The sequence below is a fragment of the Chitinophaga sp. G7 BAM 1005 genome, from assembly GCF_057126945.1.
Genome location: NZ_CP181478.1, coordinates 7,306,155 through 7,322,159, shown reverse-complemented (window position 1 = coordinate 7,322,159; position 16,005 = coordinate 7,306,155). Strand labels below are relative to the sequence as shown.

Annotated in this window: 15 protein-coding genes; 5 read left to right on the top strand and 10 right to left on the bottom strand. The window is 45.2% G+C overall.

The window, feature by feature from the left end:
- Nucleotides 1-324 precede the first annotated feature (324 nt).
- Together ACMXI2_RS29680 and ACMXI2_RS29675 are read left to right on the top strand one after the other, a co-directional pair.
- Nucleotides 325-1,263, top strand: coding sequence for an AraC family transcriptional regulator (locus ACMXI2_RS29680; RefSeq protein WP_483779479.1), 939 nt, complete (start codon nucleotides 325-327; stop codon nucleotides 1,261-1,263).
- Nucleotides 1,264-1,355: 92 nt separating this feature from the next.
- A complete protein-coding gene (locus tag ACMXI2_RS29675; RefSeq protein ID WP_483779478.1) occupies nucleotides 1,356-2,348 on the top strand; it encodes an aldo/keto reductase in 993 nt (330 codons plus the stop codon).
- Between the two features lie 24 nt (nucleotides 2,349-2,372).
- Here ACMXI2_RS29675 and ACMXI2_RS29670 read toward each other — a convergent pair whose 3' ends face one another.
- The 4 genes from ACMXI2_RS29670 to ACMXI2_RS29655 all read right to left on the bottom strand — a co-directional run bounded on the left by ACMXI2_RS29670 (nucleotide 2,373) and on the right by ACMXI2_RS29655 (nucleotide 5,026).
- The gene (locus ACMXI2_RS29670) at nucleotides 2,373-2,711 is read right to left on the bottom strand and encodes a translation initiation factor (RefSeq protein WP_483779477.1); all 339 of its coding nucleotides are present in this window, start codon (nucleotides 2,709-2,711) and stop codon (nucleotides 2,373-2,375) included.
- A 20-nt stretch (nucleotides 2,712-2,731) separates the two neighbouring features.
- Nucleotides 2,732-3,613: a diacylglycerol/lipid kinase family protein gene (locus tag ACMXI2_RS29665; RefSeq protein ID WP_483779476.1), complete on the bottom strand. Its 882-nt coding sequence runs from the start codon at nucleotides 3,611-3,613 to the stop codon at nucleotides 2,732-2,734.
- 10 nt (nucleotides 3,614-3,623) lie between these two features.
- A complete protein-coding gene (gene nadC, locus ACMXI2_RS29660) occupies nucleotides 3,624-4,475 on the bottom strand; it encodes a carboxylating nicotinate-nucleotide diphosphorylase (protein ID WP_483779475.1) in 852 nt (283 codons plus the stop codon).
- 137 nt (nucleotides 4,476-4,612) lie between these two features.
- Complete coding sequence (locus ACMXI2_RS29655; RefSeq protein WP_483779474.1) at nucleotides 4,613-5,026, bottom strand: DUF4783 domain-containing protein; 414 nt, start codon at nucleotides 5,024-5,026, stop codon at nucleotides 4,613-4,615.
- A 294-nt stretch (nucleotides 5,027-5,320) separates the two neighbouring features.
- On the opposite strand from ACMXI2_RS29655, the gene gpmI reads away from it, so the two are divergent.
- The 3 genes from gpmI to uvrC all read left to right on the top strand — a co-directional run bounded on the left by gpmI (nucleotide 5,321) and on the right by uvrC (nucleotide 9,683).
- Nucleotides 5,321-6,844, top strand: a complete 1,524-nt coding sequence (gpmI, locus tag ACMXI2_RS29650) for a 2,3-bisphosphoglycerate-independent phosphoglycerate mutase (RefSeq protein WP_483779473.1) — start codon at nucleotides 5,321-5,323, stop codon at nucleotides 6,842-6,844.
- Nucleotides 6,845-7,284: 440 nt separating this feature from the next.
- Nucleotides 7,285-7,869, top strand: a complete 585-nt coding sequence (locus tag ACMXI2_RS29645; RefSeq protein ID WP_483779472.1) for a hypothetical protein — start codon at nucleotides 7,285-7,287, stop codon at nucleotides 7,867-7,869.
- A 2-nt stretch (nucleotides 7,870-7,871) separates the two neighbouring features.
- Nucleotides 7,872-9,683: an excinuclease ABC subunit UvrC gene (uvrC, locus tag ACMXI2_RS29640; protein ID WP_483779471.1), complete on the top strand. Its 1,812-nt coding sequence runs from the start codon at nucleotides 7,872-7,874 to the stop codon at nucleotides 9,681-9,683.
- Nucleotides 9,684-9,692: 9 nt separating this feature from the next.
- Here uvrC and ACMXI2_RS29635 read toward each other — a convergent pair whose 3' ends face one another.
- The 6 genes from ACMXI2_RS29635 to porK form a co-directional block, all read right to left on the bottom strand.
- On the bottom strand, nucleotides 9,693-10,286 hold the full coding sequence (locus ACMXI2_RS29635; RefSeq protein WP_483779470.1) for a DinB family protein: 594 nt from the start codon (nucleotides 10,284-10,286) through the stop codon (nucleotides 9,693-9,695).
- Nucleotides 10,287-10,354: 68 nt separating this feature from the next.
- Nucleotides 10,355-10,930, bottom strand: coding sequence for a Crp/Fnr family transcriptional regulator (locus ACMXI2_RS29630; RefSeq protein WP_483779469.1), 576 nt, complete (start codon nucleotides 10,928-10,930; stop codon nucleotides 10,355-10,357).
- A 74-nt stretch (nucleotides 10,931-11,004) separates the two neighbouring features.
- Nucleotides 11,005-12,030 carry a type IX secretion system ring subunit PorN/GldN gene (gene porN / locus ACMXI2_RS29625; RefSeq protein WP_483779468.1) on the bottom strand — a complete coding sequence of 342 codons (1,026 nt, stop codon included), beginning with the start codon at nucleotides 12,028-12,030 and terminating at the stop codon, nucleotides 11,005-11,007.
- A gap of 21 nt (nucleotides 12,031-12,051) precedes the next feature.
- Nucleotides 12,052-13,590: a type IX secretion system motor protein PorM/GldM gene (porM, locus tag ACMXI2_RS29620; protein ID WP_483779467.1), complete on the bottom strand. Its 1,539-nt coding sequence runs from the start codon at nucleotides 13,588-13,590 to the stop codon at nucleotides 12,052-12,054.
- 55 nt (nucleotides 13,591-13,645) lie between these two features.
- Nucleotides 13,646-14,389, bottom strand: coding sequence for a type IX secretion system motor protein PorL/GldL (porL, locus tag ACMXI2_RS29615; protein ID WP_483779466.1), 744 nt, complete (start codon nucleotides 14,387-14,389; stop codon nucleotides 13,646-13,648).
- Nucleotides 14,390-14,528: 139 nt separating this feature from the next.
- Nucleotides 14,529-15,812 carry a T9SS ring complex lipoprotein PorK/GldK gene (porK, locus tag ACMXI2_RS29610; RefSeq protein WP_227024431.1) on the bottom strand — a complete coding sequence of 428 codons (1,284 nt, stop codon included), beginning with the start codon at nucleotides 15,810-15,812 and terminating at the stop codon, nucleotides 14,529-14,531.
- Nucleotides 15,813-16,005: the final 193 nt, after the last annotated feature.

Here is a 16,005-nt window from a genome sequence, read left to right as displayed (position 1 = left end):
ATCATTAAAAAAAACGGAAATACCTGCTGATGTTGCAATGTATTTCCGTTATAGATTTTAAAATTTCTTGTTCGGTGGCATATGTGGCAGGCTGCTCTACATAGCGATCATCAGGGCTTGATGATAACAAGATTTTGGTTGATAAAGGCGTTAACAAATTGTGAAATTTTTTCTGATTAATCAAAAATGAAATTGCAACACCGTTTCATTTATAAAAACAAGCCCCTGCCAGTAAGGATTTACACACATCGCATTCTGATAAAAGTTAACATACACAGAAGAACTGCCGAAAGATTTTAACATAGAATTGTTTAAATTTGGTGTATGCCTTCAAGTAAAAACAGCTCCATTACGTTCAGAACTTTCAATGAATTTAGCGACGACCTGCTATTATACACGCAAAAGGAGGTAACTCCCAAAGCACCGTTAAATGGCAGTTTTACGATACATGAAAGATCTGATTGCCCCTGCACGGATGAAGTGAGAGCCAGCAGGCGGGACTATTATAAGATCAGTTTCTTCACCAAAGGTTCCGGTATCTTCACCCTCGGCGATAACCGTTACGAGATAGATAGCCCCACCTTACTTTTTATTAATCCTTATGAATTAAAAACATGGCACGCCACCTCGGATGAACAGGAAGGCTACAACTGCCTGTTCACTGACCTGCTGTTTGAATCACAGCCCAATCACCAGGAGAACCTGTTGCAACACCCGCTGCTGCAGCTGGGAGCGAAGGCCGTGTTCACCTTAACAAATGAACAGGTCGATTATCTGCAATCCATTTTCAGACAACTGGTAAAAGAATACAGGGAGAATGCCGCCTTCAAACAGGAAGCCATCCTTATTTACCTGAAATTGCTGATGCTGGAAGGGAAACGCTTATCTACCCAGGTGAACGAACCCAAACGGCAGTTAACAGCTGCACAGGCGCTCGCACACCGCTTTACCGACAAACTCGAAAAACAGTTTCCGATTGAATTTACCCATAATCAGTTGTCATTGAAAACGGCCAAAGAGTTTGCCCTGGTATTAAATACACATCCCAATCATCTGAATGCGAGTGTGAAACAGGCCACCGGCCGCACCGTGAGCGAACATATCCGGCAAAGAATGCTGCTGGAAGCACGCCTGCTGCTCATGCACACCGACTGGCAGATTGCTGAAATTGCCTGGTGCCTGGGATTTGAAGATCCAGGTAACTTTACGCACTTCTTTAAAAATCACAGCGGCGTTTCTCCGCATCTCTACCGGGCGCAGTAATGCTTTGATATTTACAATTAATAGTTTGCTTTTTACAATTCCGCGCCTGTATCTGCACGTACATTTGTATCACTAATAAAAATTTTAACAATATGCAGTACAGAAAACTAGGTAAAACAGGTGAAACAATTTCCGCAATAGGACTGGGTTGCATGGGTATGTCGTATGCCTACGGCACCGCACAGGATTTTAATGAAACGGAATCACTCGCCACCCTGGAGCTGGCACTCGAGCTGGGCATTAACTTCTGGGATACCGCAGATATGTATGGTCAGGGCGCCAACGAAATCCTGTTGTCAAAAATACTTGCAACTAAAAGAGATAAGGTTTTCCTCGCCACCAAATTCGGATTCAGATTCAGAGAAGATGGTACCAACTATTTTGATGGTTCTCCGGAATATATGAAACAGGCAGTGGAAGCCAGTTTGAAAAGACTGAAGGTAGATGTGATTGACCTTTATTACACCCACCGGATAGATGAAACTATCCCCGTGGAAGAAACAGTAGGTGCTATGGCCCAGCTGGTAAAAGAAGGTAAGGTGCGCTATCTCGGACTATCCGAAGCCAGTGTGGACTCTATCAAAAGAGCCTGTGCAGTACATCCTATCGCCGCGCTGCAAACAGAATACTCCCTGTTTACCCGCGATGTGGAAGATGGCATTTTGACCACTACCCGTGAACTGGGCATTACCCTGGTGGCTTACAGCCCGCTGGGAAGAGGCCTTTCCACCGGCGCTATCAATAGCCGAGATGCTTTGAAAGATGGCGACTTCCGCAGAAATCTGCCCCGTTTCCAGGGAGAAAATTTTGAGCAGAATTTACAAACAGTAAATGCACTGGCAGCTTTTGCCAAAGAAAAAGGGATTACCGCCGCACAGTTATCACTCGCATGGCTGCTGGCACAGGGCGAAGATATAGTGCCTATTCCGGGAACAAAACGCAGAAAATATTTACAGGAAAATGCCGCTGCTGCAGAAGTGAATTTATCTGCAGATGACCTGGCAGCCATCGATGGCATTTTACGCAGTAACGCTATCGCCGGAACAAGATATACAGAAGGAGGAATGAAACTGGTGAACAGGTAGGGGGACCGCCTTCGGCGGTCTGCATTACTTAGTACGCTTATACCCCCAATCCAGCAGCCATTTCACTACTTTCTCCTTATAATCTCCCTGGATCAGGATCTCACCGTCTTTCACGCTACCGCCGGTGCCGCATTTCGTTTTGAGTTCTTTACCCAGCTTCTCAATATCTTCTACTTTACCAACAAAACCGGTGATGAGGGTAACTACTTTACCGGCGCGTTGTTTTTTATCTAATGTTACTCTCAGTATCTGTTCTGCGGGGGCAAGCGTTTCCGTTACTTCTTCCCGCTCCGGTTCCAATGAGAAGTTTGGATCGGTGGAATACACAATTCCATTGCCTGGTGTATTTTTCTTTTTCGACATCTCTCTAAAATATTTAAAGGTTATTCGTTTACCACTAAATTGATTGCCTCTGTTTGAATACGGATGCGTACCACACCGTTTTCCGTGAGTGGTACGGCGTCGCCATCTACCTGCAAATATTGCAATGCGCTGCTGCTGATGGTAATATCCTTGCCGGTATAATGTTTCAGGTATCTTGTTTGATCAATGTTGCCCATCAGGGAAAAAATGCTTACGGGTAACAGGCTCAGAATGCCTACCGGCGGCATTACGCAAAGATCGAGTTGTCCATCGAAAACACTGGCTTTGGGAGCCAGTTTAAATTCATAGCCAAACTGGTTGCCATTGGCTACCGTTAAAAGAAATGCTTTTGTTTGCAACACTTCCCCATCTATATCGATCCTGTATTCTGCCGGTTCATAGCTGTTAAAGCTTTTCAGCACCAGTTTCGCATAACCGGATAAACCACGTTTGGTATTATGCCGGAACTGTTCTGCAATAAGCGCATCAAATCCTACGCCGGCATTGCTGAGAAACAGGTGTTCATTAGCGTAGCCTACATCGATGGCGCGTTGTTTATTGGCAACAACAAGCCTCAACGCTTTATTCACATCCAGCGGAATTTTCAGCGCACGCGCAAGGCCGTTGCCACTGCCTAACGGCAGGATGGCCATTGCGGTGCTGCTTCCTACAAGTCCCTGTGCTATTTCATTGATAGAACCATCGCCGCCTACTGCCACCACGGTATCTACGCCGTTGCTCACAGCCTCCCTGGCCAGATCGGCACCGTGGCCAAGATAGGCCAGGTAGGCAGTGCTTACCTCATACTGATCGGCAGGCAGATGCCGGCTGATAGCGCTTTCCAGTCGTTTTTCACGGTCAGTGCCCGCTTTGCGGTTGATGATAAATAGAATCTTCTTCAAAAAAACTGTTTTATAATATAATCGCTTTCAGGCTCAGATCCAGGCTCACCGCATGGTGTATGATAGCGCCTACAGAAATATAGTCTACTCCTGTTTTTGCATATTCCTCAAGGGTATCTATTGTGATGCCGCCGGAGGCTTCCGTTTCAAAACGTCCGTTAATCAACGCAAGTGCTTTAACAATATCTGCGGGAGCAAAGTTGTCCAGCATAATCCTGTCTACCTGGCCTATGGCCAGCACTTCTTTCACGTCGTTGAGGTTACGTGTTTCCACTTCAATTTCGAGGGGCAGGTTACGCTCTTTCAGGTACGCAACAGTATTTGTAACCGCAGCAGTAATGCCACCGGAAAAATCAATATGATTATCTTTCAGCATCACCATATCATACAATCCCATCCGGTGATTAACACCGCCACCTATGCGAACGGCTTCTTTTTCCAGCATCCTGAAGTTGGGAGTAGTTTTACGGGTATCGAGTATGCGGGTATGATATCCTTTCAGTTTTTCCACGTACCGGTGCGTTAAGGTGGCGATGCCGCTCATTCGCTGCATACAGTTCAGTACCAGCCTTTCACCCATCAACAGGGTATGTACGGCGGCTTCCACTTCAAAAGCTGTTTCGCCGGCCTTCATGGGGTCGCCATCTTTTTTATGGGGTATAAAAACAGTAAACATATCCAGCCATTTAAAAATGGCTTCCGCCACTTCCATTCCGGCCAGGATACCATCTTCTTTAATTTTCAGCACCGCTTTCCCTTTGGCGGTAGGAGGAATACAAGCCATCGTGGAGTGGTCTCCGCTTCCGATATCTTCTGCCAGTGCGCTTCTGATAAACGCATTCAGCGCTGCTTCATCTAACATAATTGATTGTATTATCTGGTGTTCACGCAAAGATCAGTGCTTTGCTTCTAAGCGCGAAAGATAGCTCAAAAATAAAAAGTGCCCCGCAAATAAATTGCGGGGCACTATGGTTTTTCAACTAATTTATGTTAGCATCTTTATTTATTCTCAAATCTAAGTTCGTTCAATACCATTGTTCCTCCTTTCTTCTGCAGGAAAAAAGAAACCCGGTAATTACCGCTGCCGGTAGTCATGTTGCCAATACCAAAACGGGAATTATTCCCGCCCTGATGCACCAGTTCAAATGATTTAACCTGGTTCTTCGAAAAGAAATCTTTCAGAATTATTTCGGCCTGTGCCTTACTGTAAGAATTTGATTTTCCGGCTATATTGATCTCTACGTTATTATCGAGGTAACTGGCTAAACCGCTTACATCGCCTTTCTTGAGTGCTGCCACCACATCATCGAACGGGCCGGCAACAGTGATTTCAATTGACCTGGCTGATAGTTTTAGTGTTGTAAAAGCACCTCCCAACAACATAATCCCCAGCACCATCAATAGCTTCTTCATTGTCAGTTTTTTTATTAAAAATGTGATTTTCTCCAACTCAAATTAAAAGCGAAAACTATGCCAAACACCCTGCAAATCAACAAAATCACATTATCGTGGTAGCTCTTAAGCCGTAAGCAATAACAGTAAGATAATATGTGTTTCATTTTGAATAATTAGAATACGAAATCTATATGGAGAAGCCGGTAGCATTTATTTTTCCCGGAAGCTTTATTTTTGTAAAATATTTAAACCCTTTATAAGTACTTTCACCCTCTCGAGTGAATTTATATTAAAACTATAACCAGATAGGATATGGAAAAGAAAAGAGCCATTCTCGTAATTATGGACGGATGGGGCGAAGGTAAAGTTCCTACAGCCGATGCCATTGCACATGCAAAAACCCCTTTTGTAAGCAGTTTATACAAGCAATACCCGCATAGCCACCTTATCACCTGCGGGGAAGCAGTTGGTCTTCCCGACGGACAAATGGGCAACTCTGAAGTAGGTCACCTGAACATCGGCGCCGGCAGAATCGTATACCAGGAACTGCAAAGGATCAATGTAGCCATCCGCGATGGCGAAATGGCCCGTAACCAGATCCTGCTCGACACCCTTGCACATGCTAAAAACAATAATAAAGCCCTTCACCTGATTGGCCTCGTAAGCGACGGTGGCGTTCACTCTCATCTTGAACACGTAAAAGCACTCGCCACCATCGCCCAGGCACACGGACTTGAAAAAGTATACATCCACGCCTTCACCGATGGCCGCGATACCGACCCGAAAAGCGGATTAGGCTTCCTGGAAGATCTTTCCGCCCACCTGGAAAAAACCACCGGCAAAATCGCTTCGGTTACCGGACGCTATTATGCAATGGACCGCGATAAACGCTGGGAAAGGGTAAAGCTGGCCTACGACGCCCTGGTAAACGGTATCGGCACACCTACCCAGGATCTTTTCACCGCCGTGAAAGCATCCTATGCAGAAGGCGTTACAGACGAATTCATTAAACCTATCATCGTAACCGATGATCAGCATAAAGCCATTGCCACCATCCAGGAGGGCGACGCTGTGCTTTGCTTCAATTTCCGGACAGACCGCTGCCGCGAAATTTCGCAGGTGCTTACACAGGAAGCCATCCCGGATTTCGGTATGAAACCGCTGGATATCTACTACACCACCATGACAGATTACGACCGTACCTATAAAAATGTACATGTCATCTTCGAAAACGATAATCTGAACATGACCCTGGGTGAAGTACTGGCAAAAGACCACTGCACACAGATCCGTATAGCCGAAACCGAAAAATATCCACACGTATCCTTCTTCTTCTCCGGCGGACGGGAAAAAGAATTTGAAGGAGAACGCAGGCTAATGGCGGCATCTCCAAAAGTTGCCACCTACGACCTGAAACCAGAAATGAGCGCCAATGAACTGGCAGACCTCATTGTTCCGGAACTGCAGGCTAAATCCGCTGATTTCGTAGTGCTCAACTTCGCCAACGCTGACATGGTAGGACATACCGGCGTATTTGAAGCAGTAATTAAGGCGGTTGAAACAGTAGACCATTGCGTGGAACGCGTAGTAACAGCTGCCCTTGCAAGCGATTATACCGTTTTCCTGACTGCCGATCATGGTAATGCCGACTTCATGATCAACCCGGATGGTTCTCCCAATACCGCTCACTCACTGAACCTGGTGCCTTTCTTTATTATCAATAAAGATTTCAGAGGCCCGGTAAAAGACGGTAAACTGGGTGACATTGCGCCCACCATCCTGCATTTCATGGGATTGGAGATTCCGAAAGAAATGACCGGCAACCTGCTGGTGTAAGTGCGGAGGGATCGCCTTCGGCGATTTTAAATTGTCTTGGTTCAGGATTACACTGATTATACTGATTCCACTGATTTGATTTTCTGGAATTTAGATTAAAAGATTAAGGGAGATAAGAGCGAATATATCCGCTTATATCTCCCTTAATCTTTTTAAAATCAAACGTAATCAAATCAGTGGAATCAGTATAATCAGTGTAATCCTGAACCAAGACAATTTAAAATCGCCGAAGGCGATCCCCCCATTTTCCCCGGTTTATTTATTCACCCCTGTAACATTTAGTTTATCACCTCCGTTTAACAAGCGTTACCCACGAAAAATATCAGCTCAACACGCTGATTTACATATTTTTAGTGCTCTCGACAGATTTGCTCATGCATCGATGCGCCGTTTTTACGGCGCATTTTTTATGACCCGTATTTAAGTATTAATTTTGCAACATGAAAAAATACAGGCAAGCAACAGCTTTGTTTACCATGATTGGCTTAATGGCCTGTAACCTGGCAAATAAACCATCAAAAAACAATACGCCCGATAAGTTCATGAAACTGCCGGAGTACTTCAGCCAGGAGGATGTCCATATACGCACAGGCGGCTTTATACTACATAAATCCGTGACGCTCAACGGCAAAACAGACACCATCAGTATTCCCGGCAGCGACAGCGCCACGGTACACGATCTGTTAAGGCCCTTCACAGATGCAGACCTTAATAAACCATCTCTCAGGGACGAATATGATACCTCCGGTTTGTATGATCCGTTTTCCGGAAGAAGATCACTGATCTATAAATCCAAAGGAAAACAAACCAATCCTTCGGAAATAACCCTCGAACTGGATAAACATGGCAACATACAACAGGTAAACATCCACTCTTACACCAGTAATTTGGTGTATGAATTCCGGCAGGATCTGCACTACCAGCAAAACAGGCAGGTTCGGATGACTACCTATCAGAAAATTGCTTTCCTGTCGCCAAAAGAACTTGAAGTAAATGTAACAATCGCATCAAAAACAGGGATGTAAACATGACAGGAGCGGAGTTTCAGCAAATATCACATACCATACCGGGAGATGCCGGTATCTACAAATACTACGATGAAGCAGGCACCCTTCTGTATGTAGGGAAAGCCAAAAGTTTGCGCAAAAGGGTGAGTTCCTATTTTGTAAAAAATCATGACAACTATAAAACCCGCAAACTGGTTGAACATATCCACCATATTGAGTTCACCATCGTTGACTCTGAGCAGGATGCTTTCCTGCTGGAAAATTCCCTCATCAAACAATTCAAGCCCAGGTATAATATCAATCTGAAAGATGATAAAACCTATCCTTATATTGTTATCAAACATGAGTCTTTTCCACGGGTATTTTTCACCCGCAACGTTGTAAAAGACGGATCCGATTACCTGGGACCGTTCACTTCCGTGGGGCGGGTAAGGGAAATACTGGATGTGATCAAATACAATATCCCCCTCCGTACCTGTAACCTGAACCTATCAGAAGAAAACATCCGGAAGGGGAAATTCAAAGTATGCCTGGAATATCACCTGGGTAACTGCAAAGGCCCCTGTGAAGGACTGCAAACACAGGAAGACTACCGCGAAGGACTACAGCAGGTAAAGAACGTGTTAAAAGGTAATCTTACCCCGGTAGTAAATCTGTTCAAAGAACAAATGCTGGAGCATGTGTCGAAGATGGAATTTGAGAAAGCGGAAATCATGCGGAAAAAAATAGAAAGCCTGGAAGACTACTCCGCCAAATCCACTATCGTAAACACCCGCATGGGTAATGTGGATGTGTTTTCTATTATCAGCGAAGGCAATCATGCCTATGTAAACTATCTGCGCATTATGAACGGCACCATTGCGGATACTAAAACCGTAACGCTGGAAAAACAACTGGAAGAAAGCGACGAGGAAGTACTGGCTTACGCTATTGCCTACCTCCGGGAAGTATTTAAAAGTATCAACTCAGAAATCGTAGTACCGTTTCCGTTAGTATATCCTGAAAGCAATGTTACCGTTACCGTTCCAAAAGGGGGCGATAAAAAGAAGCTGCTGGAATTGTCTGAAAAGAATGTGAATTATTTCAAAGAAGAATTATACCGTAAGAAGATCCTGCACCTGGAAGGCAAGTCGGACATAGAGCGGAAACAGGTGCTATACCAATTGCAGGCCGACCTGGAACTGCCGGTATTACCGGAACACATCGAATGCTTTGATAACTCCAACTTCCAGGGCAGTTACCCGGTAGCTGCCTGCGTAGTGTTTAAAAACGGCGTTGCTTCCAATAAAGATTACCGGCACTTCAATATTAAAACGGTGGAAGGGATCAACGACTTTGCTTCTATGAAGGAAGTCGTTTTCAGGCGGTATAACCGCCTGCTTGCAGAGCAGCAACCCCTCCCTCAGCTGGTGATCATCGACGGTGGTAAAGGCCAGCTGGGCTCCGCAATGGAGAGCATCCGGGAGCTAAACCTCATAGGCAGTATGACCGTAGTAGGCCTTGCTAAAAATGAAGAAGAAATATTTTTCCCGGGAGATTCCGAAAGTATCAAACTGCCCTATAACAGCGAAAGCCTGAAACTCATCCGCCGAGTACGGGATGAAGTACACCGTTTTGGTATTACCTTCCACCGTCAGAAGAGAAGCAAAGGCACCTTTAAAAATGAATTGGAAAGTATCAAAGGCATCGGTGAAAATACGGCGACCCAACTATTGAAAACGTTCCGCTCTGTAGCCAAAATCAAACTGCTCACACAGGAAGACCTGGTAAAAGAAGTAGGCGCCGCCAAAGCAAAACTGATCTGGGCTCACTTCCATAAAGAAGAAGCTTAACATTAACGGCTATACGACCTTTTCTGCCTGCTGTATACTGCTGATAGCCCGTTCCGCCTGTAGTATATGGCGACGAATATGTGCGGTTAAAAAACAAAATGTATCGCCGGCTGATAACTTTATAAAACGCGACAGGGAAGTAGGTACTTTCAGCTGTTGGATATTTACTTTTTCCGCACGCAGTAATAAATCTTCCATCCGTTCCTGTTGCTGAATGAACTCCCGCAACACGGAGGCCACATCCGGCTGAACGGATGGCAGGTGTCCTTTGGGCGATTTCATGCGGGAACGCAACCTGCCATCTGTTCCAGGTTCCATGAGACGGGTAAACCATGCGCCCATCCAGCTGCTGCGGAAGAGGGGAGCAGGCCGGCTGTTATGGTGTTCCCCACGGGTAATAGCATGGTCCAGGGCCGGCAAATAAAACCGGCTGTAAGTATTCAGATGCTCCAGGCATTGTACGGCACTCCACTGGCCAGGACCGGGCGTATGTTGTAAAACGGCATCTGGTTGTCCGCCGAAACGGCTTTCTGCTTTGTACTGCAGGACCACATTTTTTCTCCGCAGTTCCTGCAGCAGTTCATCACTATTTACACGATTCATGTTGTGTGTATGATTTAATACAAAACTAGGCGGGTTAGGGGTAAAAAATCTTTGTGCAGATCAACATTTTATAATTTCACGGTACTTAATAATTTGCTGAAGGTGGCGGGATCGATCCCCAGGTAGGAGGCGAGGTATTTATGCGGGATCAGCTGTAATACATGAGGGCTGCGGGTAAGCAGTTTCCTGAATTTTTGTTCTGCGGTGAAAGACAGTAATTCTTTATGCCTTTCCAATACTCCGGCCAACGCGGCAGCAGTTCCGAGGCGGGCCCATCTTTCTATGACAGGATATTGCAGGGTAAGCCGGTTAAAGTCGGCGTATGACATCCGCAGGAATTCGCTGTGCGTGAGGGTTTCCAGGTACCACGGCGACGGTTGTTGAAGCTGGAAAGAATCCAGTACCCCAGAGAAAGAGCCAGTGTAGGTAAATACAAGCGTGGATTCCTTGTCGCCTTCCAGGGAAAACACACGCTGTACGCCGGCAGTTACGAAGTAGAGATACTTTTCTATTTCCCTGGCGGCGGTCATCACTTCCCTGCGTTTAAACTGTACCGGATGCCAGCAGGCTGCCAGTGCCTCCCATACGGCATCCGGGAGGGGCATGATCTGGAAAATGGTTTTATGCAGCAGCTGAAGGGACATACGGAAAGATAAAAAAAGAAAGGCAATCAGCATAACTGATTGCCTTCCCGTATTGATCGGTGATCATTATTTGATTAATACTGCCAGAGGTCCTGCTCCTTATTAAAGATACGGTCGTGAATGGCTTGTCCTTCCAGGAGGCGCATGGTACCGTCTTTAATGTAGTCTTTGATCTCGCGGTTGTAGGTATTGTTTTCCTTTACTATGTAGCTGCCAAAGAAGCGCATTTCAAAAAGGTCTTCCCAGCTGATAGTGGATGCATCGTTATTCTGGTTATACACATCGTGTTTGGCCAGGATAGCGCGGCAGTCCGGATAATACACCCAGAATAAAGGGATGGATGCGCGTACGCTGCCATCTTCATTTATACGGGATACCATAGGAGCTATACCCAGTATGCGAACTTTGAGGGCGGAAGCTTCTTTGTCGAATACCCAGACTTCTTTTATTTTGTACTGTTTAATGGTACGTGCATCAAAGTCGTCGCGGGTAGTCACCATTTTTTCTTCGCCGGTTACCGGGTCTATACTGCGTACGGTTCTTTCTTCCCCTGCGAGTTTAGTTTGTATTTCGGAGTAGGGCATTACAGTGGTAAAGCGGTCGTCGATCGCGTTGAAAGCTTCGATCTCTTTATTCTTGATAGCGTCGAGCAAAATATTGATGAACAGTTGATTGGTACCAGACTCATCTTCCACGTTGTATTGGAAGGGGAGGTTGATCTTTTCCCTGATATCGATTACCTGCCATACACGTTTTTCCCAGAACCGGTCATCCTCACGGATGTAGTCGTAGGCAATTGGTGTACGTTCTCTGGCAAGGTTTCTTTCCACCACACCATCCACTCGCAGTGATTTGCGTGGAGTGTCTACCAGCGGGGCTGATATCCCATCCGTACGCAGAGAAGCAGGAGGAGCAGAAGAAGGAGGAGGAGGCGTTACAGCATTCCCGGTAGCCGGGTTTACTACGCTATCCTGTGGTGTTGCTGTAGTAGCAGTTCTGCGGCGTGTTGTACCACCGCGGCGTTGCGCATCAGCAGCTGTTGCCAGCATTACCAGCAAAAGAGTGCACCAACCAATTCTGTTAAATATTACTGCTCGCATAATTCAGTAATTAATGGACCGTTAGTTTAATTTAAATATAGTACTCGGCATGGAACGAACCACATTATCCGGGCCTTTCACTTTTACGTTTTCAAAGAAAACTTCATCGCCTGGGCGCAGTGAACGGATGGATGCAGCTACGTTTCCTGGGAAATAAGCAGAAGTAGCATCGCCTTCCTGGTATTCTTTGCCTTTTGCAGAGATACCTACACGGTAACCGATTACTTCATATTTCACGCCTTCAAATTCAAAATCTTCAAGGTCGGCACGTAAGCCACCCTGTACTTTAAAGTCAGCTGCTTTCATGCTGCCGCCTTTATTAACTCCCACTTTCAACACCGGATCCGGAACACGTTTTACACGGAATTCCTTCTGGCCGAGTGATTTCGTTTTGCCATCGATGTTAGCAACTACGTTAATCACTGCTTTACCTGGCTGGCTAACAGTTACGAGGTATTCGCCGGAAGCGCGTTTGGTCATATTACCACCTGATATAGAAGCAGACACCTGTTCGGCAGGTACACCAGCAGCAGAAATCGAGATAGGATTCTGCAGGCCGATATACAGCACGTTCATTTTATCTGCGGAGATGGAGGTAGCAGAAGCACCTACATTATAAGTTTCGGTAAAGGAATAGGATTCAGGAGCGCCACCAGTTGGGCTAGGTAAGGTAATTGACCCGGTAAGTGTTTTTTCACCAATGCCGGAAACAGGAACAGTGTATACTCCTAAACCTTCATGTGCTTCAATGGTAGTACCATTTACAACAATAGTCGGATTAACCGTAGTGCTGTAAGCACCCACTGCGATGTTGGCAGTTAAGGATTGTCCTTCCATCAGGTTTTTGGAATTCAGGGAGATAAAAGGTCTTACTTTATCGAATTTGAAGGTATTCGCATCAATCTGACGGAACAGGTCATCGATAATGGCAGACTCAGAGTTTTTGATATCATTCTGGAATTTACCCAGGATGGTTACTGCAGCGATAGTAGGTACCATGTTGAAGTGGTAGGTAGTCCATGATTTAGGACCGCCGCCATGCTCATCATTTGATTTACCTACTTCAATTTTCAGTGGTAAAGTTTTTGTGAACTGATCTTTCTTTTTAGGATCAACGAAAGAGAGCAATTGGTTACGCAAATCTTTCAATTTAGCTTCCAGTTCAGGACCTTTCTTCATATTCTCCATTACTCTTGTAGGAGCATCCAGGCCGGCTTTATCCTTGATTTCGCCATGTTCGTCCAGGCCACCGCTTTCTGTGATGATGGTTTTCTTTAAGGACTCCACGTACTCATACATGCTGGCGGATATTTGTTTCACCTGCTGGGCTTTTGCTCTGAGAGGTGCTGTTTTTTCCGCATTATCCTTCATCTGTGCATCAAATTGTTTGTAGATGAAGTCATTCTTGTCAGCTAAGGATTTATTTGAAGTATTGATTGAATTATTTACGATACTAAAAGCGTTCAATATTTCAGCAGAGACGTTCAACGCCAGCATGGCCGTCAAGACCAGGTACATGATGTTGATCATCTTCTGCCTAGGATCTTTAGGTAGTGCCATAGTTTGTTTTCAGATTTAATTGATATGTGTTAATTCAGAAACTATTAGCGTTACCTTATCTTCCTCCGTGCATAGCGCTCAGCATATTACCATAAATTGAGTTCAGGTTGCTGAGGTTTTTAGCGAGCAGGGAAATTTGTTCCTGTGTTTTCTTGGCATCTTCAATGCTGCCACTCATAGCACTGGAAGCATTCTGCAGGTTGCTGTAGAATGAATTCATTGCTTTCAGGTGGTTGTTGGTGTCCTGGAGTTCCAGTTCATAGATAGCATTGAGGGAAGCCAGATTTTTAGTCATGCCCTGCATCTGTACATGGAAATCTTTAGTAGACTCTGATGCACTGTTGAAAGAAGATACGGCAGCAGCGGCAGTAGTGTAGGCATTTGCTACATTACCAATAGCGCTGGCAGCTTCTCTTGTTTTCTGTGTGTAGTCTCCGGTAGCTGCCACTACATCGCTGATGTCTCTCATCTTGTCAACGGTAGTACCCAGTTTCTGGAAGTTTTCGCTTAAGCGCTGCAGGTTAGCAGGTGTAATGTCTGCTTCCTGGAGCATTTTGTCCAAACCGGCTACAGCTGGGCTTCCTGCTACTGCTACCACCTGGCCGTCGGTATGTGCGTCGGTATCAGGTACAAAAGCGTATACGAAAAAGATCAGCGCTTCAACGCTCAGACCCAGGATCAAAGCGATGTCAGCTCCGCGCCAGTGCTGTAATTTGAACAATGCTCCTACGATTACCACAGAAGCCGCAATACATACGAAAAAGTTCAGCCATTTAGCTTTGTTAGGATTCATAGCCATAGGTTAAAATTTACTGGTTAAAATGTTAGTTAAAGTCTGTATGGAATAGTTAATTCTCACTGATTTACTCATAATAGTGTACATACTCAAAGGTTTCTTTGGTGTTAATAAATACAGGCTATTACTGATTTTGATTATCCTATCTGTGCTTTACTCGTCTGCTCAGGGCAATGGTACATCTGAAACCAACATAGGATTTCGAACTGTCCTGATACTCATATGTTCTGGTACCAGTTTGAAGGAAATATCCTACATCTTTCCATGAACCACCTCTGATTGCTTTACGCTTCATCTTTAATGGTGCATCATCCGGTACATCCATTCTCAGATATGGGTTCATATCTGATGTGAAAGAATAGGCATTTTCGTAAAAGATATCTGCTGTCCATTCCGCAACGTTACCGGACATATTATATAAACCATAATCATTAGGCCAGTAAGCGTCTGCGCGAACCGTATAAAAACCGCCATCTTCCGGGTAATTACCACGGCCCGGTTTGAAGTTAGCCAGCAAACATCCCTTTTTGTTACGGATGTAGTAACCGCCCCACGGATAAGGCGTTTGTTCTCTTCCGCCACGGGCAGCATATTCCCACTGTGCTTCAGAAGGTAACTGGAATTTATCTTCCGTAAACAGCTTCTTGCTGGCGCGGTAGTCTTCCCAGAACTTACTTCTCCACTCGCAGAAAGCAGTTGCCTGGTGCCAGTTTACACCTACTACCGGATAGTTATCAAACGCCGGGTGCCAGAAGTACATACGTGTCATCGGCTCGTTGTAGGCGTATGAGAAATCCCTGATCCAGCACAATGTATCCGGATAAATGGGCACATCTTTCTTTACAATAAAAGTAGAACGCGGCTTGCCGAAATTCTCTCTCAGCTTTGCCTTATCCCAGTTAAAGGTTTCCTGGTGGTAAATCAGTTTACCCACGTCAATATCCTTGCGGCCATATAACCGGTCTGCTTCGGTATACACCATCGCATCCAGCTTCTCAATGGTCGCTTTGTCTTTCCAGACAATCTTCTGCTTCCAGTCAATCACATCATGACCGTCATCAGATTTTACATGACCCAGCAAAATGTGTGCAATAGAGTCCTGTACCCAATTCACAAACTGACGGTACTCGTTATTCGTAATTTCCGTAGCATCCATATAGAAACCGGAAATAGAAATCGACTTGTTACGCGCAGTGTATGCATAGTTTACGTCCTCATCACTGGGACCCATGTGAAAAGTTCCGGCTGGTACGTATACCATCCCATACGGTACAGGGGGAGAGTACTTCGGTCTCGGACTTACGCCGATCAATTGCCCTTGTGCATTTTTAGGGGTTTTACTACCGCCACAGCTGGCCAGCAGGGAAACCAGCAAAACTGCCAACAGACCTTTTACATAGTTAAGCTTCATAAGGGTAGCTTTCATCAGAATATGTTTTTTCTATTAACCAGCCTGGTGTGATTTGCCTGTATACAAGGGAACACATTTCTCATTTTTTCACCCGCTTTGTTTATATGAAAGATAGCAAATGTAATAATTAATTTTAATCCGTAGTGACTTTTTATCCAACTTTTTCAATTCGCCTTACATCCGTTCCGTAACTAGTTTAAACGCGCCT

Coding starts and splice junctions, on each gene's coding strand:
- ACMXI2_RS29680 (WP_483779479.1), top strand. CDS start 325: ATGCCTTCAAGTAAAAACAGCTCCATTACGTTCAGAACTTTCAATGAA.
- ACMXI2_RS29675 (WP_483779478.1), top strand. CDS start 1,356: ATGCAGTACAGAAAACTAGGTAAAACAGGTGAAACAATTTCCGCAATA.
- ACMXI2_RS29670 (WP_483779477.1), bottom strand. CDS start 2,711: ATGTCGAAAAAGAAAAATACACCAGGCAATGGAATTGTGTATTCCACC.
- nadC (WP_483779475.1), bottom strand. CDS start 4,475: ATGTTAGATGAAGCAGCGCTGAATGCGTTTATCAGAAGCGCACTGGCA.
- ACMXI2_RS29655 (WP_483779474.1), bottom strand. CDS start 5,026: ATGAAGAAGCTATTGATGGTGCTGGGGATTATGTTGTTGGGAGGTGCT.
- gpmI (WP_483779473.1), top strand. CDS start 5,321: ATGGAAAAGAAAAGAGCCATTCTCGTAATTATGGACGGATGGGGCGAA.
- ACMXI2_RS29645 (WP_483779472.1), top strand. CDS start 7,285: ATGAAAAAATACAGGCAAGCAACAGCTTTGTTTACCATGATTGGCTTA.
- uvrC (WP_483779471.1), top strand. CDS start 7,872: ATGACAGGAGCGGAGTTTCAGCAAATATCACATACCATACCGGGAGAT.
- ACMXI2_RS29635 (WP_483779470.1), bottom strand. CDS start 10,286: ATGAATCGTGTAAATAGTGATGAACTGCTGCAGGAACTGCGGAGAAAA.
- ACMXI2_RS29630 (WP_483779469.1), bottom strand. CDS start 10,930: ATGTCCCTTCAGCTGCTGCATAAAACCATTTTCCAGATCATGCCCCTC.
- porN (WP_483779468.1), bottom strand. CDS start 12,030: ATGCGAGCAGTAATATTTAACAGAATTGGTTGGTGCACTCTTTTGCTG.
- porM (WP_483779467.1), bottom strand. CDS start 13,590: ATGGCACTACCTAAAGATCCTAGGCAGAAGATGATCAACATCATGTAC.
- porL (WP_483779466.1), bottom strand. CDS start 14,389: ATGGCTATGAATCCTAACAAAGCTAAATGGCTGAACTTTTTCGTATGT.
- porK (WP_227024431.1), bottom strand. CDS start 15,812: ATGAAAGCTACCCTTATGAAGCTTAACTATGTAAAAGGTCTGTTGGCA.